Annotated in this window: 21 protein-coding genes; 15 read left to right on the top strand and 6 right to left on the bottom strand. The window is 57.3% G+C overall.

What is annotated here, in order from left to right; translation table 11 throughout:
• The first annotated feature begins 18 nt into the window (after positions 1–18).
• From gntR to gntU, 3 genes are all read left to right on the top strand, one after another.
• Complete coding sequence (gene gntR / locus HP564_RS15435; RefSeq protein ID WP_371244490.1) at positions 19–1,014, top strand: gluconate operon transcriptional repressor GntR; 996 nt, start codon at positions 19–21, stop codon at positions 1,012–1,014.
• A 139-nt stretch (positions 1,015–1,153) separates the two neighbouring features.
• Positions 1,154–1,690 (top strand): gluconokinase, encoded by a 537-nt coding sequence (gene gntK / locus HP564_RS15440; RefSeq protein WP_371244491.1) that lies wholly within the window; start codon positions 1,154–1,156, stop codon positions 1,688–1,690.
• A 2-nt stretch (positions 1,691–1,692) separates the two neighbouring features.
• Positions 1,693–3,033, top strand: coding sequence for a gluconate transporter (gntU, locus tag HP564_RS15445; protein ID WP_371244493.1), 1,341 nt, complete (start codon positions 1,693–1,695; stop codon positions 3,031–3,033).
• Between the two features lie 35 nt (positions 3,034–3,068).
• Here gntU and HP564_RS15450 read toward each other — a convergent pair whose 3' ends face one another.
• The gene (locus tag HP564_RS15450; RefSeq protein ID WP_371244495.1) at positions 3,069–3,809 is read right to left on the bottom strand and encodes a carbonic anhydrase; all 741 of its coding nucleotides are present in this window, start codon (positions 3,807–3,809) and stop codon (positions 3,069–3,071) included.
• A gap of 116 nt (positions 3,810–3,925) precedes the next feature.
• Positions 3,926–4,519, bottom strand: a complete 594-nt coding sequence (locus HP564_RS15455; protein ID WP_033792630.1) for a YhgN family NAAT transporter — start codon at positions 4,517–4,519, stop codon at positions 3,926–3,928.
• Positions 4,520–4,738: 219 nt separating this feature from the next.
• Between HP564_RS15455 and asd the strand changes: the two genes are divergently transcribed.
• From asd to glgP, 6 genes are all read left to right on the top strand, one after another.
• Positions 4,739–5,848, top strand: a complete 1,110-nt coding sequence (gene asd / locus HP564_RS15460; RefSeq protein ID WP_371244497.1) for an aspartate-semialdehyde dehydrogenase — start codon at positions 4,739–4,741, stop codon at positions 5,846–5,848.
• A 357-nt stretch (positions 5,849–6,205) separates the two neighbouring features.
• The gene (gene glgB, locus HP564_RS15465) at positions 6,206–8,389 is read left to right on the top strand and encodes a 1,4-alpha-glucan branching enzyme (protein WP_371244499.1); all 2,184 of its coding nucleotides are present in this window, start codon (positions 6,206–6,208) and stop codon (positions 8,387–8,389) included.
• Positions 8,386–10,362 (top strand): glycogen debranching protein GlgX, encoded by a 1,977-nt coding sequence (gene glgX, locus HP564_RS15470; RefSeq protein WP_371244501.1) that lies wholly within the window; start codon positions 8,386–8,388, stop codon positions 10,360–10,362. The genes glgB and glgX overlap by 4 nt, the downstream gene beginning before the upstream one ends.
• Positions 10,363–10,372: 10 nt before the next feature.
• Positions 10,373–11,659 carry a glucose-1-phosphate adenylyltransferase gene (glgC, locus tag HP564_RS15475; RefSeq protein WP_371244503.1) on the top strand — a complete coding sequence of 429 codons (1,287 nt, stop codon included), beginning with the start codon at positions 10,373–10,375 and terminating at the stop codon, positions 11,657–11,659.
• A 68-nt stretch (positions 11,660–11,727) separates the two neighbouring features.
• On the top strand, positions 11,728–13,161 hold the full coding sequence (glgA, locus tag HP564_RS15480) for a glycogen synthase GlgA (RefSeq protein ID WP_371244505.1): 1,434 nt from the start codon (positions 11,728–11,730) through the stop codon (positions 13,159–13,161).
• 19 nt (positions 13,162–13,180) lie between these two features.
• Positions 13,181–15,628, top strand: a complete 2,448-nt coding sequence (gene glgP, locus HP564_RS15485; protein WP_371244507.1) for a glycogen phosphorylase — start codon at positions 13,181–13,183, stop codon at positions 15,626–15,628.
• 109 nt (positions 15,629–15,737) lie between these two features.
• On the opposite strand, the gene glpD is transcribed toward glgP, so the two are convergent.
• Positions 15,738–17,246, bottom strand: a complete 1,509-nt coding sequence (gene glpD, locus HP564_RS15490; protein WP_371244509.1) for a glycerol-3-phosphate dehydrogenase — start codon at positions 17,244–17,246, stop codon at positions 15,738–15,740.
• 227 nt (positions 17,247–17,473) lie between these two features.
• Here glpD and glpE point away from each other — a divergent pair, with 227 nt between their 5' ends.
• The 4 genes from glpE to malQ all read left to right on the top strand — a co-directional run bounded on the left by glpE (position 17,474) and on the right by malQ (position 21,842).
• Positions 17,474–17,800, top strand: a complete 327-nt coding sequence (gene glpE, locus HP564_RS15495; RefSeq protein WP_371244511.1) for a thiosulfate sulfurtransferase GlpE — start codon at positions 17,474–17,476, stop codon at positions 17,798–17,800.
• A gap of 32 nt (positions 17,801–17,832) precedes the next feature.
• Positions 17,833–18,657, top strand: a complete 825-nt coding sequence (glpG, locus tag HP564_RS15500) for a rhomboid family intramembrane serine protease GlpG (RefSeq protein ID WP_371244647.1) — start codon at positions 17,833–17,835, stop codon at positions 18,655–18,657.
• Positions 18,658–18,688: 31 nt separating this feature from the next.
• On the top strand, positions 18,689–19,447 hold the full coding sequence (locus HP564_RS15505) for a DeoR/GlpR family transcriptional regulator (protein ID WP_123800639.1): 759 nt from the start codon (positions 18,689–18,691) through the stop codon (positions 19,445–19,447).
• A gap of 322 nt (positions 19,448–19,769) precedes the next feature.
• Positions 19,770–21,842 (top strand): 4-alpha-glucanotransferase, encoded by a 2,073-nt coding sequence (gene malQ, locus HP564_RS15510; RefSeq protein ID WP_371244513.1) that lies wholly within the window; start codon positions 19,770–19,772, stop codon positions 21,840–21,842.
• A 42-nt stretch (positions 21,843–21,884) separates the two neighbouring features.
• Here malQ and nfuA read toward each other — a convergent pair whose 3' ends face one another.
• Positions 21,885–22,460 carry a Fe-S biogenesis protein NfuA gene (nfuA, locus tag HP564_RS15515; protein WP_371244515.1) on the bottom strand — a complete coding sequence of 192 codons (576 nt, stop codon included), beginning with the start codon at positions 22,458–22,460 and terminating at the stop codon, positions 21,885–21,887.
• Between the two features lie 58 nt (positions 22,461–22,518).
• Positions 22,519–23,199: a DNA utilization protein GntX gene (gene gntX, locus HP564_RS15520; protein WP_371244517.1), complete on the bottom strand. Its 681-nt coding sequence runs from the start codon at positions 23,197–23,199 to the stop codon at positions 22,519–22,521.
• A 35-nt stretch (positions 23,200–23,234) separates the two neighbouring features.
• Between gntX and bioH the strand changes: the two genes are divergently transcribed.
• Both bioH and HP564_RS15530 read left to right on the top strand, forming a co-directional pair.
• Entirely contained in the window at positions 23,235–24,011 is a 777-nt protein-coding gene (bioH, locus tag HP564_RS15525) for a pimeloyl-ACP methyl ester esterase BioH (RefSeq protein ID WP_371244519.1), read from the top strand.
• A gap of 169 nt (positions 24,012–24,180) precedes the next feature.
• Positions 24,181–24,450, top strand: a complete 270-nt coding sequence (locus HP564_RS15530) for a DUF1471 domain-containing protein (protein ID WP_371244521.1) — start codon at positions 24,181–24,183, stop codon at positions 24,448–24,450.
• Here HP564_RS15530 and HP564_RS15535 read toward each other — a convergent pair whose 3' ends face one another.
• Positions 24,451–26,142, bottom strand: a complete 1,692-nt coding sequence (locus tag HP564_RS15535; protein WP_371244523.1) for an alpha-amylase family glycosyl hydrolase — start codon at positions 26,140–26,142, stop codon at positions 24,451–24,453.
• Positions 26,143–26,172: the final 30 nt, after the last annotated feature.

A 26,172-nucleotide genomic window follows, 5' to 3' on the forward strand; every position in this document is an offset into this window, starting at 1 on the left:
TGACCCTGGGCGCTTACGATGAAGAAAAAAAGACCGGTATTACAGGACGTTGCTGATCGTGTCGGCGTAACTAAAATGACCGTCAGCCGCTATCTGCGTAACCCTGAGCAGGTTTCGGCGGCGCTGCGCGATAAGATCGCTGTGGCACTCGATGAGCTGGGTTACATACCCAACCGTGCGCCGGATATGCTATCCAACGCCACCAGCCGCGCGATTGGCGTGCTGCTGCCCTCACTCACCAACCAGGTATTTGCCGACGTGCTGCGCGGTATCGAAACCGTTACCGACGATGCCGGCTATCAGACGCTGGTGGCTCACTTTGGTTACAGCCCACAAAAAGAGGAGCTTCAGCTGCGCTCGCTGCTCGGCTGGAACATCGACGGTGTCATTCTGACTGAACGCACGCATACCCCCGCAACGCTGCGGATGCTGGAGGTGGCGGGCATACCGGTCATTGAGATGATGGACAGCGTATCGCCCTGCCTCGACATGGCCGTGGGATTTGATAACGTCGAAGCGGCACGTCAGATGACCCATGCCATTCTTCGTAAAGGGCATCGTCATACGGTCTATCTCGGCGCGCGCCTTGATGAACGTACCCTGCAAAAGCAGCAGGGTTATGAAAAGGCGATGCGTGAAGCCGGTCTGGAGCCGCACAGCGTTATGATGGAAGAGGCCTCATCGTTTAGCGCGGGTGGCATGTTGCTGTGTGAGGCGCAGCGTCGCTATCCGCTGACGGACAGCCTGTTCTGCACCAACGATGACCTGGCCGTGGGTGCCATGTTTGAATGCCAGCGTCAGGGACTGAAAGTGCCGTCGCAAATGGCAATCGCTGGTTTTCACGGCCATGATATTAGTCAGGTCGTCACGCCGAAGCTGGCGACGGTCCTGACGCCGCGTGAACGTATGGGACGTGAAGCGGCCGCCATGCTGCTGGCGCGTATCAGCGGCGATTTCAGCGTTTCTGCACCACTGGATATCGGTTTTGACATTACTGAAGGCGGCAGCATCTGAATGTGATGTTTTTATGAGTCAGTTCACACTTTCATGCTTTTCCGGCTAAACAGGGTTGCCAGCCTGTAACAGGCTTCACACAATGGCAACCAGCATTGTTATCGGTAACATTGGCAAATTGATCTGCCGGAGCAGAAAAATGACTACTCAATCTTCGTCGCATCACGTCTTTATTTTGATGGGCGTTTCAGGCAGCGGTAAATCCGTTGTCGCCAACCAGGTTTCTCATCAGCTTAACACCGCCTTTCTCGACGGTGACTTTCTCCATCCTCGCGCCAACATCATGAAAATGGCCGAAGGACATCCGCTGGACGATAACGATCGCCAGCCGTGGCTTCAGGCGCTCAACGATGCGGCATTTGCGATGCAGCGCACGCAGGCCATTTCTATTATCGTCTGCTCCGCGCTGAAAAAGCGTTACCGCGATATTCTGCGTCAGGGCAACGATAACCTGAGCTTTATCTACCTGAAGGGCGATTTTGACACTATTGAGTCTCGTCTGAAGGCGCGCAAAGGCCACTTTTTCAAACCGCAGATGCTGGTCACGCAGTTTGCCACGCTGGAAGAGCCGGGCGCTGACGAGCCGGACGTGCTGGCGGTAGATATCAATCATTCAGTTGACGAGGTTGTTGCGGCTACGGTTGCGGCTATCGGGAAAGCCATCAACAAGGGTTAGTCATGAGTACCGCAACACTGGTGTTAACCGCAGCAGGCTCTGTCCTGCTGCTGCTTTTTTTGGTGATGAAAGCGCGCATGCATGCCTTTGTCGCGCTAATGCTGGTCTCCATCGGCGCAGGTGTCTGCTCCGGTATGCCGCTGGATAAGATTGCCGATACCATGCAGAAAGGCATGGGCGGCACGCTGGGCTTCCTGGCTATTGTCGTTGCGCTGGGTGCAATGTTCGGCAAAATTCTGCACGAGACGGGCGCGGTGGATCAGATCGCTATCCGTATGCTGAAAACCTTTGGTGAAAGCCGGGCGCATTACGCAATGGGCATCGCCGGTTTGATCTGCGCGCTGCCGCTCTTTTTCGAGGTCGCCGTCGTTTTGCTGATCAGCATCGCCTTCGCGGTGGCGCGCCGCACGCATGACAATCTGGTAAAGCTGGTCATCCCGCTGTTTGCCGGAGTGGCAGCTTCGGCCGCCTTCCTGCTGCCAGGGCCGGCCCCGATGCTGCTGGCCTCGCAGATGCACGCCGACTTCGGCTGGATGATCCTGCTGGGCCTCTGCGCCGCTATTCCGGGGATGCTGATCGCCGGGCCGCTGTTTGGTTCGCTGATTGCGCGTCACGTGACCTTTAGCGCACCGCCAGAAGATCATCAGCCGGATGTCGATGCGGCCAGACTGCCGTCGTTCGGCTTCAGCCTGGCACTCATTCTTTTTCCACTGCTGCTGGTAGGGCTAAAAACCATCGGTGCGCGCTTTACCGAGCAGGGCACCTCGCTGTATGCGTGGCTGGAGTTTATCGGCCATCCCTTTACGGCGATTTTGCTTGCCTGCCTGGTGGCAATTTATGGTCTGGCCTATCGTCAGGGTATGGATAAAGAGAAGGTAATGCAGGTGTGCGGCAGTGCGCTACAGCCTGCGGGCATTATTCTGCTGGTGATCGGCGCGGGCGGGGTATTCAAACAGGTGCTGGTGGATTCGGGTGTCGGCCCGGTGCTGGGCCATGCGCTGACCGGCGCGGGTCTGCCCGTTGCGCTGGCCTGTTTTATTCTCTCTGGTGCGGTGCGAGTGATTCAGGGATCGGCAACGGTGGCCTGTCTGACCACGGTTGGGCTGGTGATGCCGGTGATTGAGCCGCTGCACTACAGCGGCGCACAGCTGGCGGCCTTGTCGATCTGCATCGGCGGCGGCTCCATCATTATCAGCCACGTTAACGACGCGGGTTTCTGGCTGTTTGGCCGTTTTACCGGGGCAACCGAAGGGGAAACGCTGAAAACCTGGACGCTGATGGAGACCATTCTGGGCACGACCGGCGCGATTGTCGGCATGATTGCCTTTGCGCTGCTGTCGTAACTCACAGCCGTCACGCCTGCGTGACGGCTGTTTTGCTATACCTCAAAAAAGTCTACTTTACCGCCAGCCAGGCTGTACATGCTGCCGACAATCTTGATTTTCTTTTCATCTTCAAGCTGCTTTAGCACCGCGCTGTTTTTGCGGATGTTTTCAATGGTCAGCTCAACATTTTTGCGCGCGACCGCATCAACAAACTCATAGTTGCTGCCGGTACGCTCACCGCTGTAGGTGGTTTTTTCAATCGCCGGTTTAATCTCTTCCAGTAGCCCGGTGAGATTACCCAGCTCAGCATTATCAATCGCACCGCGAACGGCACCACAGCGCGTATGGCCCATGACCAGTATCAGTTTGGCCCCGGCAACTGCACAGGCGAACTCCATGCTGCCAAGTATATCGCGGTTGCTGATGTTGCCTGCGACGCGCGCGTTGAACGTTTCGCCGATGCCCGCATCCAGCACAATCTCTGCCGGTGCACGTGAGTCGATGCAGCTCAGGATCACCGCAGCCGGATACTGACCAGCAAGACTGTTGCGCTTCTGCGCCAGGTAGTCATGTTTAGCCGGACGGTTTTCGCGAAAACGCAGGTTACCCTGTTTGAAATGCTCAATCACCGCATCCGGGGTCATGGCATCGCGCTCTTCTTTGCTGAGCGACGCTGCAAACGTGAGCGTGGGCAGCGTCAGCGTGCCGACACCGGTCACCGTCAGGGCGGAAACAGCCAGCGTCTTTTTCAGAATGGAACGGCGTGAAGGTTGAGTGGGGTGGTTCTTATTCATTGTGTGGTCCTGGTATGAAATCACTCTTAGCCGCGCGATGATACGTAGCTGAAAGTTAATCAAAACAAAACCACACAAAGCGCGGGTCTGTTAAACAGACCGCGCTTTGCGCTACATCATAGTTTCAGATAGACGCGAATACCGTCGAGGAACATTTGCGTCGCCAGCATAATCAAAATTAATCCCATCAGACGCTCAAGTGCATTAACGCCTTTATCGCCCAGCAGTCGCAAAAAGAGCCCAGAAAGCAGCAGGATGGTGACTGTTACGCCCCAGGCGATCAACAGCGCGCCCACCAGGTGTCCCATCTGATTGGGGTACTGGTGCGACAGCAGCATGAGCGTGGCCAGCAGCGACGGCCCGGCAACCAGCGGGATCGCCAGCGGGACCAGGAATGGCTCTTCGCCCGCCGGCAGGCCGCTGGTGCTGCTTTCGCCTGAGGGAAAGATCATGCGGATGGCGATTAAAAACAGGATGACGCCGCCAGAAATGGAGACCGTTTCGGTGCGCAGATTAAGGAACGTCAGGATGCGCTCGCCCGCAAACAAGAAGAGCAGCATCAGTACCAGCGCAATCAACAGCTCGCGAATCAGCACGGCGCGCCGACGTTTTGGCTCCAGGTGCTTTAGCACCGACATAAATATGGGCAGGTTGCCCAGTGGATCCATAATAAGTAGCAATAAAATGGTCGCAGAAATCATTTCGGTCATCTGTTTTTGGATACCCCTTGCGTTCGGGCGCGGGTTATTAGCCGCACTGCTGAAAAAGTTGGCGCAATCGAATTAATTCACTTGCCAGAAGTGCAGCATTTTGTAGAGTTGTTGGTCACAGGTAAATCCATTTATGACGCAGGGCAGCGGGAATCTCTCCTTTTGCTCTTCCCTTCGGTAAGCAGGTCAGTGGATATCGCTGACTGAGACGGACAGAAAATGAAGAATGTAGGTTTTATTGGTTGGCGCGGTATGGTCGGCTCTGTGCTGATGTCGCGCATGAGCGAAGAGCGTGATTTTGACGTCATCAATCCGGTCTTCTTCTCTACCTCCCAGCTGGGACAAGCCGCACCGACGTTTGGTGGCAAGTCGACCGGTGCGCTGCAGGATGCATTTGATATTGAAGCGCTGAAGGCGCTCGATATTATCATCACCTGTCAGGGTGGCGACTACACCAGTGAAGTCTATCCGAAGCTGCGCGAAAGCGGCTGGCAGGGCTACTGGATTGACGCGGCTTCTACGCTGCGCATGAAAGATGATGCCATCATTATTCTTGATCCGGTCAACCATCAGGTGATTCGTCAGGGTCTCGATAAGGGCATCAGAACCTTTGTTGGCGGCAACTGCACCGTTAGCCTGATGCTGATGTCACTGGGCGGGCTGTTTGCCCAGGATCTGGTGGAGTGGGCCTCTGTTGCCACCTATCAGGCCGCATCGGGCGGCGGCGCGCGTCATATGCGCGAGCTGCTGACGCAGATGGGCATGCTGCACAATCACGTTGCAACGTCGCTACAGGATCCCGCGTCAGCGATTCTGGATATTGAGCGCAGCGTCACCGAACTGACCCGGTCCGGCACGCTGCCGACCGATAACTTCGGCGTACCGCTGGCAGGCAGCCTGATCCCGTGGATTGACAAGCAGCTCGACAACGGCCAGAGCCGCGAAGAGTGGAAAGGTCAGGCGGAAACCAACAAAATCCTTGGCACGCAGCAAACCATTCCGGTTGATGGTCTTTGCGTGCGCGTCGGCGCACTGCGCTGTCACAGCCAGGCGTTCACCCTGAAGCTGAAAAAAGATGTGCCGCTGTCGGAAATCGAGCAGTTGCTGGCCTCGCATAACGAATGGGTGAAAGTGGTGCCTAACGATCGCGAGCTGACTATGCGCGAGCTGACGCCTGCCGCGGTGACCGGCACGCTGACCACGCCAGTTGGCCGACTGCGCAAGCTCAACATGGGGCCAGAATATCTGTCAGCCTTCACCGTTGGCGACCAGCTGTTATGGGGCGCGGCAGAGCCGCTGCGTCGCATGCTAAGACTGTTAGTCGACTAGGATAAAAAATGCAGAAAGGTCGGGTTTTTCCCGGCCTTTCTGCATGATTATTCTTTAATAAGTCAAACAACTTACTTTCTGTAAGTGATCGACTTCCGTTTTTTACGTCCCCACCGATAATTTTTCGTTTTCTGCCCTGGCAACTTGCAAGCCCAAGCTATGATTTAACCATGATGTGCCGATTGTTGACTGTTTTGCATTACGCATCGAATAGTTGTTGTACACGGCAAAGATAATTTCCCACGGAGTGGTTTCCTCTCTCTGCCGTTGTACGCATGGCTCAATGAAGAGCAGCGCCCTGATGCACGGCACGCGCCGTGTCCATCTCGCCTGCCAAATAATCACAGGAAAAAAGTCATGTCAGAGCTTCCCGATCGCCAGGCGATCAACGCCCTGTTCGCGGGTAATTATGCTGATCCTTTTTCGTTACTGGGGATGCACCAGACAGCCAACGGGCTGGAAGTCAGGGCGCTGCTGCCCGATGCCTCAGAAGTCTGGGTCATTGAGACCAATACCGGGCGTAAAGTTGCCCAGCTGAAATGTCTGGATTCACGCGGTTTTTTCAGCGCGGTGGTGCCGCGCCGCAAAAATATGTTTCGCTATCAGCTGGCGGTGAACTGGCATGGCCAGCAAAACCTGATCGATGACGCCTACCGCTTCGGCCCATTATTGCAGGAGATGGACGCCTGGCTGCTGGCAGAAGGCACCCATCTGCGCCCTTATGAAACCCTGGGTGCGCACGGTACGCTTATTGATGGCGTACACGGCACGCGTTTCAGCGTCTGGGCACCCAATGCGCAGCGCGTTTCTGTCGTAGGCGACTTTAACTTCTGGGACGGCCGCCGCCACCCTATGCGTTTTCGCCGTGAAATGGGTATCTGGGAGCTGTTTGTACCCGGCGCGTTTAACGGCCAGCTCTACAAGTTTGAAATTGTCGACAACGCCGGTCATCTGCGCATTAAAGCCGATCCTTACGCTTTTGAGGCGCAAATGCGCCCGCAAACCGCATCCATGATCTGCGGGCTGCCACCCCGGGTAGAGATGAGTGAAGAGCGTAAAGCGCGTAACGATTTTGACGCCCCTGTCTCCGTTTATGAAGTGCACCTCGGCTCCTGGCGTCGCCATACAGACAACAACTTCTGGCTCAGCTACAAAGAGCTGGCGGAGCAGCTGGTGCCCTATGTCAAAGAGATGGGCTTCACCCATATCGAGCTGCTGCCAATCAACGAACATCCCTTTGACGGCAGCTGGGGCTATCAGCCGCTCGGCATGTATGCGCCGACGCGCCGTTTCGGTACGCGCGACGAATTCCTCTATTTCATCAACGCCGCGCACGAAGCGGGCCTGAACGTGCTGCTCGACTGGGTGCCGGGCCACTTCCCCAGCGACGATTTTGGCCTGGCGAGGTTCGACGGCACCGAGCTCTACGAGCACAGCGACCCGCGCGAAGGCTATCATCAGGACTGGAACACCCTGATCTATAACTTTGGCCGTCGTGAAGTGAGCAACTATCTGGCGGGCAATGCGCTCTACTGGCTGGAGCGCTACGGCATTGACGGCCTGCGCGTCGACGCCGTAGCGTCGATGATTTACCGCGACTACAGTCGTGCAGAGGGCGAGTGGGTGCCAAACCACTACGGTGGTCGCGAAAACCTCGAAGCTATCGCCTTCCTGCGCTACACCAACCGTACGCTGGGCCGCGCTGCGCCCGGCACGGTGACCATCGCCGAAGAGTCCACCGACTTTGACGGCGTATCACGCCCGCCGGAGTCGGGCGGCCTCGGATTCTGGTATAAGTGGAACCTGGGCTGGATGCACGACACCCTCGACTACATGAAGCTCGATCCCGTCTACCGCAGCCACCATCACGATCTGATGAGCTTCGGTATGATGTACAACTACACCGAGAACTTCATGCTGCCGCTCTCCCATGACGAAGTGGTGCACGGCAAGAAGTCGCTGCTTGATCGTATGCCAGGCGACCCCTGGCAGAAGTTCGCTAACCTCCGCGCTTACTACGGCTGGATGTGGGCCTTCCCCGGCAAAAAACTGATATTTATGGGCGGCGAGTTCGCGCAGGGCAAAGAGTGGAACCACGATGTCAGTCTTGACTGGCATCTGCTGGAGGGCGCGGATAACTGGCACCACGGCGTCCAGCGGCTGGTGCGCGATCTGAACCATACCTACCGCCATTTTGCGCCCATGCATCAGCTCGATTTCGACCCGGCCGGCTTTGAGTGGCTGGTAGTAGACGATCGTGAAAACTCGGTCTTCGTCTTTGTACGCCGCGACCGCGACGGCAACGAGATTATCGTCGCCAGCAACTTTACGCCGGTGCCGCGCCACAACTACCGCTTCGGCGTTAATCAGGCGGGGAACTGGCGCGAAGTGATCAACACCGATCAGCACAGCTATCACGGCAGCGATACGCGCAACCCGGTGGTGCATACCGATGAGATCGCCAGCCACAACCGACCACAGTCGCTGTCGCTGACGCTGCCGCCGCTGGCGACAATCTGGCTGGTGAAGGAGGCGGAATGACGCTGCTTCCGGGACGTGCTGAGCCGCCAGGCGCCAGTTACGACGGCAGGGGCGTTAACTTTACGCTCTTCTCCCGGCATGCCGCGCGCGTCGAGCTTTGCCTGTTCGACCAGGGCAAAGAGCGACGCTTCGATCTGCCGGCGCGCACCGGCGATATCTGGCACGGCTATGCGGCCGCGCTAAAACCGGGTCAGCGCTACGGCTTCCGCGTTCACGGTCCCTGGGCGCCGGCGCGCGGGCACCGCTTCAATCCCGCCAAGCTGCTGGTCGATCCCTGTGCCCGCGCGGTTGAGGGCGAGGTAACAGACGACCCGCGTCTCTATGGCGGCATTGAGCAGCCTGACGAGCAGGACAGCGCCGCCGTGGCGCCTAAATCGCTGGTGGTGGCGGAGGACTTCGACTGGGAAGGCGACGTCGCCCCGCGTACGCCCTGGGGCAACACGGTTATTTACGAAGCGCACGTCCGCGGATTAACGCAGCGACATCCGGAAATTCCGGAATCGCTGCGTGGGACTTACGCCGCCCTCGGCCATCCTGTTATGGTGAATTACCTGCGCCATCTCGGCGTCACCGCGCTGGAGCTGCTGCCGGTGGCCCATTTCGCCAGCGAGCCGCGCCTGCAGCGCCTCGGATTAAGCAACTACTGGGGCTACAACCCTTTTGCGCTCTGGGCCGTCGATCCGCGTTACGCCTCGCAGGAGCGCGCGTCTCCTCTGCAGGAGTTTCAGCAGGCGGTGAAGGATTTGCACGCGGCGGGCATCGAAGTACTGCTGGATGTGGTGTTCAACCATACCGCCGAGCTGGAGGAGATCGGCCCGACGCTGTCGCAGCGCGGCGTCGATAACGCCAGCTACTACTGGCTGAGCCCGCAGGGCGAATATGAAAACTGGACCGGCTGCGGCAATACCCTGAATCTCAGCGATCCCGAGGTGATGAACTGGGCACTGGAGGCGCTGCGCTACTGGGTGCGCGTCTGCCATGTCGACGGCTTTCGCTTCGATCTGGCGCCGGTACTGGGGCGCACGCCCGATTTCTCAGCGCACGCGCCGCTGTTCGAGGCGATCAAAGCCTGCCCGCTGCTCTCGCAGGTCAAGCTGATCGCCGAACCCTGGGATATCGGTCCAGGCGGCTATCAGGTCGGCAACTTTCCGCCGCTGTTCGCCGAGTGGAACGACCATTTTCGCGACGATATGCGGCGCTTCTGGCTGCATCGTGACGTCAGTAACGGCGCGTTCGCGCGCCGCTTCGCCGCCTCCAGCGATCTGTTCCAGCGCGATGGCCGACTGCCGCACGCCGCGGTTAATTTGATCACCGCGCACGACGGCTTTACGCTGCGCGACGTGGTGAGCTTTAACCATAAGCATAACCAGGCCAACGGCGAGGATAACCGCGACGGCAGCAACGGCAATTTCAGCTACAACCACGGCGTAGAAGGACTGCGGGCCAGCTTCGAGGTCATCGAGCGCCGTCGCCTGAGCACGCATGCGCTGCTGACGTCGCTGCTGCTGGCGCAGGGCACGCCGATGCTGCTCGCTGGCGATGAACGCGGCCACAGTCAGCACGGCAACAACAACGCCTACTGTCAGGATAATATTCTGACCTGGCTCGACTGGCAGGAAGAAGAGAGCAGTCTGGTGGATTTTACCGCCGCCCTGATCCGTTTACGTCAGCAGATCCCGGCGTTAACCGCCGATCGCTGGTGGCAAGAGGGCGACGGTAATGTGCAATGGCTCAATGCCAGCGGCAGGCCATTGCAGCAAGAGGAGTGGGAGCAGAAGGCGCAAAGAATGCAGATTCTGCTCTCCGGCCGTTGGTTAATAACAATAAACGCCACGGATTCGGTGAGTGATATCGCCTTACCAGACGGAGAATGGCGTGCCGTTCCTCCTTTCGCCGGGGATGACAACCCCATTTTGTCGACTGTCTGGCATGGTCCCGCACACGGCGTGTGCGTGTTCCAAAAGCAATCATAAGGAGTCAGACATGGTTAAGTTAGACAGAACTGAACATCTGATGCTGGCTCGCCAGCTCCCTACGCAGACGGTTGCACTGATCCTCGCCGGGGGAAGAGGCACGCGCCTGAAAGACCTGACCGCGAAACGCGCCAAGCCAGCCGTGCACTTTGGCGGCAAGTTTCGCATTATCGATTTTGCCCTTTCTAACTGCATCAACTCAGGTATCCGCCGTATTGGCGTTATTACCCAGTATCAGTCGCATACGTTAACGCAGCACGTTCAGCGCGGCTGGTCTATCTTCAACGAGGAGATGAACGAGTTTGTTGATCTGCTGCCTGCACAGCAGCGTACGGCAACCGAACACTGGTATCGCGGCACCGCAGACGCCGTGACCCAGAACCTCGACATTATTCGCCGCTATCAGGCGCAGTACATCGTGATTCTGGCCGGGGACCACATTTACAAAATGGACTATTCGCGCATGCTGCTCGACCACGTTGATGCTAACGCGAAGTGCACCATTGCCTGCCTGCCCGTGCCGATTCATGAAGCGACCGCGTTTGGCGTTATGGCCGTGAATGAACAGAACAAAGTGATCGACTTTGTCGAGAAACCGTCGCAGCCGCCAGCGATGCCTGGTGATGATACCAGGGCACTGGCCAGCATGGGGATCTACGTGTTCAACGCGGAGTATCTCTATCAGCTGCTGGAGGAAGATTTACAGGAGCCCAACTCTAATCACGATTTCGGCAAAGATATTTTGCCTAAAGTCGTGGCGAGCGGCGAAGGATATGCCCACTCGTTTACGCTCTCCTGCGTACAGCAGGATGAGAATATGATGCCTTACTGGCGCGATGTGGGCACGCTGGAGGCCTACTGGCGGGCCAATCTCGATCTCGCTTCGGTGACGCCAGAACTGGACATGTATGACCATACCTGGCCGATACGAACGCATATGGAGCCGCTGCCGCCCGCGAAGTTTGTGCAGGATCGCTCGGGCAGCCATGGAATGACGATGAATTCGCTGATCTCCGGCGGTTCTATTATCTCTGGCTCAGTGGTTGTGAATTCCGTGCTGTTCCCGCGCGTGCGCATTAACTCGTTTTGCAATATTGATTCTGCAGTTCTGCTGCCCGATGTGGTACTGGGACGATCTTGCCGCCTGCGCAACTGCGTAATTGACCGCGCCTGTGTGCTGCCGGACGGCATGGTAATAGGAGAGAATCCCGACGAGGACAGCCGCCGGTTTTACCGTTCAGAAGAGGGTATCGTTTTGGTCACACGCGCTATGCTTGCCAGGCTGGCCAGCGCGTAACCCAGCGATAAAAAGCACCATATTATCGACGCGAGGATCGCGCCCGATCACTAATTAAGAGGCCGAGGATGCAGGTTTTACATGTCTGTTCAGAACTATTTCCGCTGCTGAAAACCGGCGGGTTGGCTGATGTTGTGGGGGCATTGCCGCAGGCGCAGATTGCAGATGGAACGGACACGCGGGTGCTGCTGCCTGCGTTTCCGGATCTGCGTAAAGGGATCCCTGAAGCGCAAGTGGTTGCGGAGTTGCAGACCTTTGCCGGTCCGACAAAGCTGCTGTTTGGTCATTTTAACGGTGTGGGCATCTATCTGATCGACGTGCCAGCCCTGTATGACCGCCCCGGCAGCCCGTATCACGATACGTCACAGTTCGCCTATGTGGATAATTATCTGCGCTTTGCACTGCTTGGCTGGATGGGCTGTGAAATTGCGTGCGGGCTGGATACCTACTGGCGGCCGGATATCGTGCATGCGCATGACTGGCATGCGGGGCTGACCTGTGCCTATCTGGAGGCACGCGGTCGTCCGGCAAAGTCCGTGTTTACCGTGCACAACCTGGCCTATCAGGGATTGTTCAACGCCCGTCATCTCGACGAAATCCAGCTGCCATCATCTTTCTTCAGCATGCACGGGCTGGAGTTTTATGGACAGATCTCCTACCTGAAGGCGGGCCTCTTTTTCGCCGACCATATTACCGCCGTCAGTCCGACCTACGCGCATGAGATTACGCGCCCGGAATTTGGCTACGGTATGGAGGCGCTGCTGGAGCAGCGGCTGCGCGAGGGTCGACTCAGCGGCATTCTGAACGGCGTCGATCCGGGGATCTGGGATCCGGCGCATGATCTGCTGCTCAGCGCGCGCTACAACCGCGACACGCTGGAGGCGAAGGCAGAGAATAAACGCCAGTTACAGATCGCCATGGGACTCAAGGTGGATGACAGCGTGCCGGTTTTCGCGGTCATTAGCCGTCTGACGCGGCAGAAAGGACTGGATTTGGTGCTGGAAGCGTTGCCAGGCCTGCTGGCACAGGGCGGCCAGCTGGTGCTACTGGGGCAGGGCGACGCCGAGTTGCAGCAGGGCTTTCTGGCGGCGGCAGCAGAACATCCGGGTAGCGTGGGTGTGCAGATCGGCTATCACGAAGCCTTCTCGCACCGTATCGTCGGTGGTGCTGACGTCATTATGGTGCCAAGCCGCTTTGAGCCCTGTGGCCTGACGCAGCTTTACGGACTGAAGTATGGCACCTTGCCGCTGGTGCGGCGCACGGGGGGCCTGGCGGATACGGTGAACGACAGTTCGCTGGAGAACCTGGCTGACGGCATCGCCAGCGGGTTTAGCTTTGAAGACAGCAATGCCTGGTCGCTGCTGCGAGCGATTCGACGTGCTTTTGTTCTCTGGTCGCGGCCTTCACTATGGCGCTACGTTCAGCGACAGGCGATGGGCATGGATTTTAGTTGGCAGGTAGCCGCTCAGGCTTACCGCGATCTTTACCAACGTTTGCTGTAACGAGACTGGGATAACTGACATGAATGCTCCTTTCACCTATACATCGCCGACACTGACGGTTGAAGCGCTGAAACATTCGATTGCCTACAAGCTGATGTTTACCATCGGCAAAGATCCTTCGGTGGCAAACCAGCACGACTGGCTCAATGCCTCACTGCTGGCGGTGCGCGACCGCATGGTGGAGCGCTGGCTACGCTCCAGCCGCGCGCAGCTGTCACAGGATGTTCGCCAGGTTTACTACCTGTCGATGGAGTTTCTGCTGGGACGAACGTTAGGCAACGCGCTGCTGGCGATGGGCATTTATGACGATCTCAATCAGGCGCTGGACGAGATGGGGTTGAACCTGACCGATCTCATGGAAGAGGAGAACGACCCCGGCCTCGGTAACGGCGGGCTGGGACGGTTGGCTGCCTGTTTCCTCGATTCGCTGGCCACACTGGGCCTGCCTGGACGCGGCTACGGCATTCGCTACGACTACGGTATGTTCAAACAGAACATTATCGACGGCGAGCAGAAAGAGTCGCCCGACTACTGGCTGGAGTATGGCAATCCCTGGGAGTTCCAGCGCTACAACACGCGCTACAAAATACGTTTCGGCGGCCGCATTCAGCATGAAGGCGCGAAGGTGAGCTGGCTGGAAACGGAAGAGATTGTGGCGATGGCCTACGATCAAATCATCCCTGGCTTTGACACTGACGCCACCAACACGCTGCGTCTGTGGGGAGCGCAGGCGAGCAACGAAATCAACCTGGGAAAATTTAACCAGGGCGACTATTTTGCCGCGGTGGAAGATAAAAACCACTCGGAGAACGTGTCGCGCGTGCTCTATCCCGATGATTCGACCTATTCAGGACGCGAACTGCGTCTGCGCCAGGAGTACTTTCTGGTTTCGGCCACGGTGCAGGATATCCTTAACCGGCACTGGCAGATGCATAAGACCTGGGACAACCTGGCAGACAAAATCGCGATCCACCTTAATGACACCCATCCGGTGCTGGCGATCCCGGAACTGATGCGCCTGCTGATCGACGAGCATAAGTTTACCTGGGATGACGCATTCGAGGTGACCTGCCAGGTCTTCTCCTATACCAACCACACGCTGATGACCGAGGCGCTGGAAACCTGGCCAGTGGAAATGATTGGTAAGATCCTGCCGCGCCATCTGGGCATTATTTTTGAGATTAACGACTATTTTCTTAAGACCATCCAGGAGTACTACCCGGATGACTGGGATTTACTGTCACGTATCTCCATCATTGATGAGAACAATGGCCGTCGCATTCGCATGGCGTGGCTGGCCGTCGTGGTGAGCCACAAGGTCAACGGCGTTTCTGAGCTGCACTCCAACCTGATGGTGCAGTCGCTGTTTGCCGATTTTGCCCGTCTCTTCCCGGGCCGTTTCTGTAACAAAACCAATGGCGTGACGCCACGTCGCTGGCTGGCGCTGGCCAACCCTGCGCTGTCAGAGCTACTGGACGAAGAGATTGGCCGCACCTGGCGCACCGATCTCAGCCAGCTGTCTGAGCTAAACCAGCAGATCGACTACCCGGCCTTTATTGAAAAAGTGGCCGATGCGAAATTTGATAACAAGCGTCGACTGGCTGACTGGGTGGCGAAGAATCTTGATATTGTACTCGACCCTAACGCGCTGTTTGACGTACAGATTAAGCGCATTCACGAGTACAAGCGTCAGCTGCTGAATGTGCTGCATGTCATTACGCGCTACAACCGCATCAAAGCCGATCCGACCGCCGACTGGGTGCCGCGCGTCAATATTTTCGCAGGCAAAGCGGCATCGGCCTACTACACCGCAAAACACATCATTCACCTGATCAATGATGTCGCCAGCGTGATCAACAACGATCCGCAGGTCAAGAACAAGCTGAAGGTGGTGTTTATTCCCAACTACAGCGTCAGCCTGGCGCAGATCATTATTCCGGCGGCGGATCTCTCTGAGCAAATCTCGACGGCAGGAACGGAGGCGTCGGGCACCAGCAATATGAAGTTTGCCCTCAACGGCGCGCTGACCATTGGCACGCTGGATGGCGCGAACGTCGAGATGCTGGAGCATGTGGGCGAAGAGAATATCTTTATCTTTGGTAATACGACGCCGCAGGTCGAAGCGTTGCGCAGTAGCGGCTACAACCCACGCAAATACTACGAAGAAGATGCTGAGCTGCATCAGGTGCTGACGCAGATCGCCTCAGGCCTCTTCAGCCCGCAGGAGCCAGGCCGTTACCGCAACCTGTTCGATTCGCTGGTGAACTTTGGCGATCACTATCAGCTACTGGCGGACTATCGCAGCTATGTCGATACCCAGGACAAAGTAGATGAGCTTTATCGTCGGCCGGAAGAGTGGCAGCGCCGTGCCGCGCTGAATATCGCTAATATGGGCTATTTCTCGTCAGATCGGACGATACAGGAGTATGCCGATGAGATTTGGCACATTAAGCCGGTGAGATTGTAGCAGGCACTCACTGCCAGCCCGCTTGCGCAGTCAGAGCTATTTGCCAGCGGGCAGCAGGCAAAAAAAAACGGGGCCACGGCCCCGTTTTTTATACCTTTCACTGGATATTTTAGCTTGCCAGCGACAGGCTGGGCTTCTGACCGTGGGTGGCCAGCCACGCCGCCACACGCGCCTGCTGCGCCTCATTCAGCCACATACCTTGCTTGGTACGACGCCAGATTGCATCATCCAGCTCGCGTACCCACTCGTTGCGTACCAGGTAGCGCAGCTCGGCTTCATAAAACTCATGGCCAAAGTTTTCACCCAGGTCATCCAGGCGAGTGGCGCCTTCCAGCAGCTTCTCACTGTTGCTGCCATAGGTGCGTGCGTAATGGCGCGCCATGCCCTCGCTAATAAACGGGTAGCGACGGCGCAGGCTGGCGGCGTAATCTTCACGCGTGCCTGAAAAATCACCGCCCGGCAGCACGCAGTTTTTTGTCCACGCCGGACCAGCATTCGGAAAATATTTCACCAGCTTTTCGAGTGCGTGTTCCGCCAGTTTACGATAGGTGGTCAGCTTGCCGCCAAACACCGACAGCAGCGGCGTCTGGCCGTTATCGTCATGAATGTCCAGCGTATAATCGCGGGTGATCGCCTGCGGTGAATCTGATTCGTCATCGCACAGGGGACGCACGCCAGAGTAAGTCCAGACCACATCGTTGCGAGCCAGCTGCTTTTTAAAGTGGCTGTTATAAATCTTCAGCAGATAGTCGATCTCGTTCTCATCAATTTTGACGTTTTTCGGATCGCCTTTGTATTCCACATCGGTGGTGCCGATGATAGAGAAATCATCCATCCATGGAATAACAAAAACGATGCGATTGTCTTCATTCTGCAGAATATAAGACTGTTTTTCGTTGTGTACGCGCGGCACCACGATATGGCTGCCTTTGATCAGGCGAATACCATAGGGGGACTTCAGTTTCAGACCATCGTCAAAGAACTGTTTGACCCACGGGCCAGCCGCATTCACCAGCGCTTTAGCGCGCCAGTTGTAGGTTTTGCCGCTGTCGACGTCTTCGGCTTCCACCATCCACACACCATTTTCGCGCCAGGCGCGGGTCACACGGGTGCGGGTACGTACCTCACCGCCGCGCTTCTCCACTTCCTGCGCGTTCAGCACCACCAGGCGCGCATCGTCAACCCAGCAGTCAGAATATTCGAAACCGCGCGTAATCTCCGGCTTGAGGGCCGAATCCGCGCCAAAACGCAGGCTCTTACTGCCGGGCAGGCTGGTACGTTTGCCGAGGTGATCATAGAGAAACAGGCCGGTGCGGATCATCCATGCCGGACGCAGGTGTGGACGGTGCGGCAGGCGGAAGCGCATCGGAAATGCAATGTGCGGTGCCATCTTCAGCAAAACCTCGCGTTCCGCCAGCGCTTCACTGACCAGACGAAATTCATAGTGTTCGAGGTAGCGCAGGCCGCCGTGAATCAGCTTTGAACTGGCAGAAGAGGTGGCGCAAGCCAGATCCCGCGCCTCCAGCATAAGCACTGACAGGCCGCGTCCTGCAGCATCTGCTGCAATGCCGGCACCGTTGATGCCGCCGCCGATCACGATCAGGTCTTTGGTTTCCACGTCATCTCCTCCGATGTTCGGAATAGTTCATTAATGTTCGTTTTCGAGCATAATAATAATCGCAAACCAACATTGACGCCAGTCTTTAACGCGGTAAAAACATTTTAGCGTGATATAGCTAACATTCTTGCTGATAAAAAAATACAAAGCCGGAGAGTTTGTCAGGTTATTGGCGCTGCTTATCGGGTTACACTAGGCGGTAACTATGTCGTCGAAATGAGAGAGTCATGGAAACCTTCGAATGCATTAACGTTCAGCAGGCCAGCGAGCATCTGGCGCAAGGCGCGCTGCTGGTTGATATTCGCGATCCGCAAAGCTTTGCCCTCGGACACGCGCAACACGCACAACATCTCAGTAACAGCAATCTGAATGCCTTCCTTGCCAGCGCCAGCCGTGAACGACCGGTGCTGGTAATGTGTTATCACGGCAACAGCAGTAAAGGCGCTGCGCAGTATCTGCTGAGTCAGGGCTTCAGCGCCGCCTATAGCGTTGATGGCGGCTTTGATGCATGGCGCGCTGCGTTTCCGGCGCAGGTTGTTAACGGCGGCCTCTGAGCCACGCGCGGTGAACATGGAGAGTGAAAATGGTGCGCATTACCCAGTTTGCTAACCCGCGCATGGCGCAGGCGTTTGTCGACTATATGGCGACACGCGGCGTGACGCTGCGCATCGAGCGGGACGGCCACTACGTCATCCTGCTGGATGACGAAAGTCAGCTATCAATGGTCGAAAACGAACTTCAGCAGTTTGTTCGTCAGCCTGAGCACCCACGCTATCAGGCTGCCAGCTGGCATACCGGCAATACCAAAAGCGGCCTGCGCTATGAGCGCAGCAATTTCTGGTCGAACATCCGTGAGCGTGCTGGTCCGCTTACCATGACCATGCTTTTTGTCTGCATTGCGGTATATATCCTGATGCAGATTTTTGGCGACCAGACGGTGCTGCTGTGGCTGAGCTGGCCTGATGGGCCGGGGCAATATCTGCAGGTATGGCGCTGGTTTAGCCATGCGCTGTTGCACTTCTCGCTGCTGCATATTCTGTTCAATTTGATGTGGTGGTGGTATCTCGGCGGTGCGGTAGAAAAGCGTCTGGGCAGCGGCAAGCTGTTTGTCATTATGCTAATTTCGGCGCTGCTTAGCGGTTTCGTGCAGGCCAAATTCAGTGGTATCTGGTTCGGTGGACTGTCGGGCGTGGTTTACGCGCTGATGGGCTATTGCTGGCTGCGCGGCGAGCGCGATCCCGAAAGCGGCGTTTATCTGGAGCGCGGGCTGATCGGTTTTGCGGTTGTCTGGCTGGTGATCGGCTGGTATGGCGCATTTGGCCTGGCCATTGCGAATGGTGCCCACGTCGCCGGGCTGCTGGTCGGCCTGGCGATGGCCTTTGTCGATACCCGTGCAGTGCGACGTCGTTAACGCCGAATAAAAAAGAAAACAGGAGTGTAATGTGAAGCAGACGCAACGTCATGACGCCATTATCGATCTGGTCCGGCGTCAGGGATATGTCAGCACGGAAGAGCTGGTTGAGCATTTTGACGTCAGCCCGCAAACCATTCGTCGCGATCTTAACGATCTCGCCGATCAGAATAAAATCCAGCGTCATCATGGTGGTGCAGCTCTGCCTTCCAGCTCTGAAAATACAGCCTGGCAGGAACGCAAGATGATGTGGTCGGCGGAAAAGGCGCGTATCGCTGAGCGCGTCGCCAGCGAAATCCCCGATGGCGCGACGCTGTTTATCGATATCGGCACCACGCCAGAGGCGGTGGCGCACGCGCTGCTGAACCATAAAAATCTTCGCGTCGTAACCAACAACATCAACGTGGCGACGCTGTTGATGAGTAAACCTGATTTTCGGCTGATTATTGCGGGCGGCGAGGTGCGCACGCGCGATGGCGGTATCATGGGTGAGGCGACGCTCGATTTTATCTCCCAGTTCCGCCTCGATTTTGGCATTCTCGGCATTAGCGGCATCGATATGGACGGTTCACTGCTGGAGTTTGATTACCACGAAGTGCGCACCAAGCGCGCTATTATCGAAAATTCGCGCTGCGTGATGCTGGTGGTGGACCATTCAAAGTTTGGCCGCAATGCGATGGTCAATCTGGGCAATATGGGGCTTATTGATCAGCTTTATACTGATAAACAGCCACCCGCCAGCATTATGAAAGTGATTGAGCAGCATGAGGTGCAGCTCGAGCTTTGCTGACGTAACCCGCCCGGTACCTGAGCGAGCGCCAGGGCTGGGCGCAATCAACGCCCCGTGCTTATCGGCCTGAGCCACCCGCCTGAGTACCTGATGCGTGAATAGTTCCCTCCAGGCCAGCGTATCATGCTGGCCTGATACGCTGCGGCGCGGCTGGCGCTTTAGCGTCTGTCGCCTCCTGCGGGCACAACATCCTCATCCTTTTTCTTTGTTTCCTGTCGATTTTTTCCCCACTGCCGTCTTTACTTAATGCTCTGTTTGCCTCCGTCAGGCAGAGAAGAGATGGCAAATCCACCGTTCTGGACCGAGACGCTAAGGGGAGAGCATGAAAGAGAGCGCACTGGATCGCGCGGCAGTAGCCGCCGGAATTTCCCTGACCTACACCAACGCCAAAGGCGAGCCAGAAGCCATCAGCGACGAGACCAAAACCGCGCTACTGGCAGTGATGGGCAATATCAGTAAAGAAAAAGGCGCACCGCTGCCGCCGGTGCAGGTTATCAGTGGCGCGGCGGCGCGACAGCTTGATCCTGTCGGACGCGGCCTTTATCAGTGGCAGTTGCGCAGTGAAAAGGGCCGCGAGTTTAGCGGCGAGCTTCAGGCGGGTGAACCTTTTAAACTGCCTTCACCGCTTGGCCACGGTTACCACCAGTTAACGCTGAGCAAAGGAAAACAGCAGTGGCACACGCGCATTATTCTGACGCCGCGCCGCTGCTGGCTACCCGCTCCGCTACGTAACGGGGAGAAGCGCTGGGGGGCGCTGGTGCAGCTTTATACCGTGCGCTCGGCCAGTAACTGGGGCATTGGTGATTTTGGCGACCTGCAGCTGCTGCTGGAGCAGGTGGCACGGCAGGGCGGTGACTTTGTCGGACTGAACCCGCTCCATGCGCTCTATCCTGCCACACCTGATTTCGCCAGCCCCTATAGTCCCTCCTCCCGGCGCTGGCTCAATATTATCTATATCAACGTGGCGCAGCTGGAAGATTTCCAGCAGAGCGCGGCGGCGCAAAAATGGTGGAAGACCGCAAAAACCCAGCGCGCACTGGCAAAAGCGCGCGACAGCGAATTTGTCGATTATGCGGCGGTCATGACGCTAAAGCTCGCCGCTTTACGCCATGCGTGGGCGCAATTCAGCCAGCGCGCAGAGGATGATGCGCAGCGGCAGGCGTTTGCAGCATTTATACGCGACGGCGGTGACAGCCTGCGCTACCAGGCCGCCTATGACGGCGTGCAGGCGGAACGTCGCGCTGATGACGATCGGGCATGGGGCTGGCCTGCCTGGCCGGAAGGCTGGCGCAACAGCCAGTCGCCGGAGGTAAAGCAGTGGTGTGAGACGCATGAAGAGGAGATCCGCTTCTGGCAGTGGTTACAGTGGCTGGCGCAAACACAATTCGCCCAGTGCTGGGCGCACAGCCAGGCATTGAACATGACGGTGGGGCTCTACCGCGACCTGGCCGTGGGTGTTGCCGAAGGCAGCGCAGAAACCTGGCACGATCCGGAGCTGTATCGCCTGGACGCCTCGGTGGGTGCCCCGCCGGATCGCCTGGGTCCGCTGGGGCAAAACTGGGGACTGCCACCGATGGATCCGCATGTGATGCGCGCGCGTGGCTACCAGCCTTTTATCGACATGCTGCGCGCCAATATGCGTGACTGCGGCGCGCTGCGCATCGACCACGTCATGGCGCTGCTGCGATTATGGTGGGTGCCTAAAGGGGAAACGGCGGACAAAGGCGCCTACGTCAGCTATCCGGTGCAGGATTTGCTGGGGATTCTGGCGCTGGAGAGCCAGCGTCACCGCTGCATGGTTATTGGTGAGGATCTTGGAACCGTGCCTCCAGAGATTATCGGACTGCTGCGTGCCAGCGGCGTTTTTTCCTGGAAAGTGATGTGGTTCGAGCAGCAGCGCGACGGCAGCTATCGTCAGCCGGGCAACTATCCGCGTCAGTCAATTGCCAGCGCCAGCACGCACGATTTACCGACGCTCAGCGGTTTCTGGAACGCCGGAGATTTTGCGCTCGGTGAGAAGCTTAAACTCTATCCTGACAAAGAGGTGTTGCAGTCGCTGCATGAGCAGCGCGCGAAGCAGAAGCAGGCCCTGCTGGATGCGCTGCATCTGGCGGGTGCCATGCCCGCACGCAGCGCGCGGCAGGCGGATAAGCTGGAGATGACGCCCGCGCTGAATCTGGCGATGCATAAGTTTCTGGCGGCAACCGGCAGCGCGCTGCTGGGACTGCAACCTGAAGACTGGATCGGCATGACCACCCCGGTTAACGTGCCGGGCACCGTCGATCAATACCCCAACTGGCGGCGCAAGCTGGCACAGCCACTGGACGCTATCTTTGCGGATAAAGCGGTAATCAAGCTGCTGAAAGCGGTGAATCAGACGCGAAAAGGCGATTAACAGCTTACGCACGCCAGTCAGCGACTGGCGCGCGTGGAGAGATTAGTAGTAAGAGTGCTCACCGCGCTGGTGCTCGGTAAGATCGCGCACGCCTTTCAGGTCAGGGAAAGCAGCCAGCAGCTCTTTTTCGATACCGTCTTTCAGCGTCACGTCGATCATGGAGCAGCCGTTACAGCCGCCGCCAAACTGCAGGACAGCGTAGCCGTCGTCGGTGATCTCCATCAGCGACACGCGACCGCCGTGACCCGCGAGCTGCGGGTTGATCTGCGCCTGTAACAGGTATTCAACGCGCTCAGTCAGCGGCGCATCGTCAGAGACCTTGCGCATTTTGGCGTTTGGTGCTTTCAGCGTCAGCTGTGAGCCGAGGTTATCGGTGACAAAGTCGATTTCCGCGTCTTCAAGGTAAGGTGCGCTCAGCTCGTCAACGTATGCCGACAGCTTCTCAAACTTCAGTTCGGTGTCTGTGGCTTCTACCGCGTCTGGCGGGCAGTAAGAGACGCCGCACTCGGCGGTTGGCGTACCTGGGTTAATGACGAATACGCGAATCTGGGTGCCATCTTCCTGTTTTGACAGCAGTTTAGAGAAGTGCTCCTGGGCAGAGTCTGTAATCCGGATCATGGCAATTGCTCAATAGTTGACTAATTTAGTTGGTTATAATACGCCCATCACCGACGCTCTACAAGGTACGGCAAAGGCACCAGATTTGTACGCTGGCCGCGCCGTGCGCCAGCAAAATGCGGCTGATTTCCCCAGCGGTATGGCCCGTTGTCACCACATCATCAATCAAGGCGATATGGCGTCCGCGCACGTCGATTTCAAGGCGGAAGGCGCCACACACGTTGCGGCGACGCTGCGAGGCGCTGAGCCGGTGCTGGAGCGCATTATGCCGCCTGCGGTGCAGGCCCTCGTGGAATTCACAGCCGAGCCAGCGCGCCAGCGGTTTCGCAAGTAACGCAGCCTGATTGTAGCCGCGCTGGCAGGCGCGCACCTTATGCAGTGGCACGCAAAGCAGTAAATCTGGCCGCACCAGCCCACGCCTGCGATGAGCGTCCAGCCAGCTTAGCAAAAGCAGACGCGCCAGCATCACCCTGAGTGCGGTAATGCGATAAAACTTTAGCTGATGCACCCAGCGACGCAGCGGTGGCTGATAGTCGCTAACACAAATCAGGGCCTGCCAGTGGGGAGGCGCGCGCAGGCAGCGTCCGCATGATATCCGCGCGGAGGCGGCGGGCAGGCCGCAGCGAGGACAGAGAACGGGAAGCGCTGGCAAGGTACGCAGGCAGACGCTGCATAACCCGTGCGCGGCAACGCTTAGCGGCAGTCGGCATAGCCAACAGAGGGCAGGCATTGATAGCATAGCGACCTCCTTTTCATCTTTCGGGATAGTAACTGATGACCTCGCTTTACTGGCACACCTGTGGAGAAGGCAATATTGATCTTGTGCTGCTACACGGATGGGGACTGAACGCGGAAGTGTGGCAAAGCATCGTGCCGCGACTCAGCCCGCATTTTCGTCTGCACCTGGTGGACCTGCCGGGCTACGGCCGCAGCCAGCAGCCGGGTGCGCTTTCACTGCCAGAAATGGCGCAGCGGCTGCTGCCTCATCTGCCGCCGCGCGCGCTGCTGCTCGGCTGGTCGCTCGGCGGTCTGGTGGCGACCGAGCTGGCGCTACGCGTACCGCAACAGGTGGCGGGATTAATCAGCGTCGCCTCATCGCCCTGTTTTACTGCCTGTGAGACGTGGCCTGGCATCAAACCAGAAACCTTAGACACCTTCCGTGCGCAGCTTAACAGTGACTTTCAGCGCACCGTGGAACGTTTTCTCGCGTTGCAAACGCTGGGGACTGAGCGCGCGCGACAGGATGCGCGCCGCCTGAAAGAGGTAGTGCTGGCGCAGCCGGTGCCGCCGGTTGAGGTACTGGATGGCGGGCTGGCGATCCTGCGCGATGTTGATCTGCGCGATCGCCTGCCGACTGTCAAACTGCCATTTTTACGGCTGTATGGCGCGCTGGATGGGTTGGTGCCGCGCCGTATCGCTGCCTGGCTGGATGAGGCGCTGCCCGCATCACCTTCTGTGGTCATAGAGAAGGCGGCACATGCGCCTTTCATTTCGCATCCTGAAGTCTTTTGCCAGCATATTCTTGATTTCAGTCAGGAGTTTTGTGGTTAAACGTGACGCAGGGCTGGCGATTTTCCCTTTCTGCGACAATACTTTTAAGGTAAGCATGGTCGCTTAGGATGTGAATTGTCCAGGGAGAGGATAATGCCGTTCCATCTCGCCTGACGCGTTCAGCGTCTGCTTACATCTCACATAACGGAAATGAATGAGGGGTACTGTAATGAAGGTGATGAAATGGGTTGTGGCTTCAATGGTGATGGGCGCGGTGTCATTCTCAGCGTTCGCCGCTAAAGAAGTAACCAAAGAAGAAGTGCAAAAGATGAACCTTGAGAAGATCGGTACGGTGAATACCACGGCGGAAACCACCTCGCCAATGGACGCCAAACGCGAACTTTCCAAAATGGCTGATGAAAAAGGCGGTAAATACTTCCTGGTGATCGCTGGCCGTGAACACGGCAAGTTCAGCGCCACCGCGGACGTTTATAAATAATCAGCTGCGCAGCCAGACAAATTGCCAGGCATCCAGCGACACAGGCTGGGTGCCATCTATTTTCTCCTCTGTAATGACATCCTGAAAAAGCCGCGCCTCTGGCAGCGTAGCCAGAACGGTTTTTGCACTCAGATTAAACACGCACAGCAGACCATGACTCGCATCCTGCGGCGCATAGCGCTTTAAAACCAGCAATGCATTATCGCTGTCGAACAGCATCATGGGATTATCGGGGTGAAAGGCGGACTGGCGCGTACGTAGCTGGATCAGCTGACTGAGGCGGGTGTAGATCGCGTGGCGCAGCGTGTCGCCCTCTGCCAGCGCCTCTTCTATCTCTTTTAAATCAAATTTTTGCCGGTTAATGGCGCGGTTGTGACCTGCGGCTTTAACGCCTTCATAGTCATTGCGTGACCCAAGAATACTCTGGATGTAGATGGCGGGCACGCCCGGAAACGCCAGTAATATGGCGTGTGCCAGCAGGAAGCGGCGCAGACGCGTGTCGTCGCTGTCATCCTGCCGATTCAGGGCATCGAGATAAGTCACGTTGATCTCATACGGACTGGTGGTGCCATCTGGATTGTTTTTATAGGAGACCAGCGCCCCTTCCAGCGCCAGATCACGCACCAGCGCCACGATCTCCACCTCAGAAAGTATGCCGCGCGCCGGGTTCAGCCCGATACCGTCGTGTGAGGCGAGAAAATTAAAAAAGGTGGTCCCGCCGTTGCCCGGCTCAAGAGCCGCTGCCCACTGGCGCAGTGCGCGTCCTGAGCCGGAATGGATCGCGTGTAGCACCAGCGGCGGCAGCGAAAACTGATAAACCATCTGCGCCTCATCGTGGCCGTCGCCGAAGTAGCTGACATTATCTTTATGCGGCACGTTGGTTTCGGTGAGGATCACCGTGCCGGGCGCAACCGTATCGGCAATGGCGCGAAACAGCTTCACCAGCAGGTGGGTTTTTTCCAGATGGATGCAGCGCGTGCCGGGTGTTTTCCACATATAGCCAACCGCATCAAGGCGAACATAGTCGGCTCCCTTTTGCAGGTAGTCGAGCAGCACGTCCACCATGCGGATTAGCACTTCCGGGTTGCCGAAGTTAAGGTCGATTTGATCGGCACTAAAGGTGGTCCAGATAAAGCGCATCTCGCCGTTTGCCATTTCAAACGGCGTCAGTAATGGGGAGGTACGCGGCCGCGTGACACCACTTAAATCGGTCGCGGGCGGCATGCTGATAAAAAAATCGTCCCAGCCAGCATCGAGCGCCAGATAGTGTTTAAACCAGGCGCTGTGCGAAGACATATGGTTGCAGACAAAGTCGAACATCAGGCGCGTTTCCTGGTGCAGCCGGGCGACATCTGACCATTCGCCGCACAGCGGATTGACCTGATGGTAATCAATAACGGAAAAGCCGTCGTCAGACGAGTAAGGAAAAAAGGGAAGCAGGTGTACCAGCGAAAAGGTGGATTGCAGATGCTGCTGGTAGAAACGGGAAAAGCTTTGCAGCGTAGGGCATGCAGGCTCACGGAACTGATCGGCGTAGGTGATCAGCACCACGTCCCGCTCGTCCCAGTGTGCTTTGCGTGGCAGTTTAATGGCGTCGCGCGCGGCGGCAATGTGACTGAGCAAACGCTCACGCGCCCCCTGAGGAAAGGTATCGGCATAGATTTTATCGAGCAGCGCAGTGATCGTTTCCATCGCGAGTTGGGTGCCACGTCCCGGGTTATT

The organism is Pantoea sp. KPR_PJ (assembly GCF_041386365.1).
Lineage (GTDB): Bacteria > Pseudomonadota > Gammaproteobacteria > Enterobacterales > Enterobacteriaceae > Pantoea.

Coding starts and splice junctions, on each gene's coding strand:
- gntR (WP_371244490.1), top strand. CDS start 19: ATGAAGAAAAAAAGACCGGTATTACAGGACGTTGCTGATCGTGTCGGC.
- gntK (WP_371244491.1), top strand. CDS start 1,154: ATGACTACTCAATCTTCGTCGCATCACGTCTTTATTTTGATGGGCGTT.
- gntU (WP_371244493.1), top strand. CDS start 1,693: ATGAGTACCGCAACACTGGTGTTAACCGCAGCAGGCTCTGTCCTGCTG.
- HP564_RS15450 (WP_371244495.1), bottom strand. CDS start 3,809: ATGAATAAGAACCACCCCACTCAACCTTCACGCCGTTCCATTCTGAAA.
- HP564_RS15455 (WP_033792630.1), bottom strand. CDS start 4,519: ATGACCGAAATGATTTCTGCGACCATTTTATTGCTACTTATTATGGAT.
- asd (WP_371244497.1), top strand. CDS start 4,739: ATGAAGAATGTAGGTTTTATTGGTTGGCGCGGTATGGTCGGCTCTGTG.
- glgB (WP_371244499.1), top strand. CDS start 6,206: ATGTCAGAGCTTCCCGATCGCCAGGCGATCAACGCCCTGTTCGCGGGT.
- glgX (WP_371244501.1), top strand. CDS start 8,386: ATGACGCTGCTTCCGGGACGTGCTGAGCCGCCAGGCGCCAGTTACGAC.
- glgC (WP_371244503.1), top strand. CDS start 10,373: ATGGTTAAGTTAGACAGAACTGAACATCTGATGCTGGCTCGCCAGCTC.
- glgA (WP_371244505.1), top strand. CDS start 11,728: ATGCAGGTTTTACATGTCTGTTCAGAACTATTTCCGCTGCTGAAAACC.
- glgP (WP_371244507.1), top strand. CDS start 13,181: ATGAATGCTCCTTTCACCTATACATCGCCGACACTGACGGTTGAAGCG.
- glpE (WP_371244511.1), top strand. CDS start 17,474: ATGGAAACCTTCGAATGCATTAACGTTCAGCAGGCCAGCGAGCATCTG.
- malQ (WP_371244513.1), top strand. CDS start 19,770: ATGAAAGAGAGCGCACTGGATCGCGCGGCAGTAGCCGCCGGAATTTCC.
- nfuA (WP_371244515.1), bottom strand. CDS start 22,460: ATGATCCGGATTACAGACTCTGCCCAGGAGCACTTCTCTAAACTGCTG.
- gntX (WP_371244517.1), bottom strand. CDS start 23,199: ATGCTATCAATGCCTGCCCTCTGTTGGCTATGCCGACTGCCGCTAAGC.
- bioH (WP_371244519.1), top strand. CDS start 23,235: ATGACCTCGCTTTACTGGCACACCTGTGGAGAAGGCAATATTGATCTT.
- HP564_RS15530 (WP_371244521.1), top strand. CDS start 24,181: ATGAAGGTGATGAAATGGGTTGTGGCTTCAATGGTGATGGGCGCGGTG.
- HP564_RS15535 (WP_371244523.1), bottom strand. CDS start 26,142: ATGGAAACGATCACTGCGCTGCTCGATAAAATCTATGCCGATACCTTT.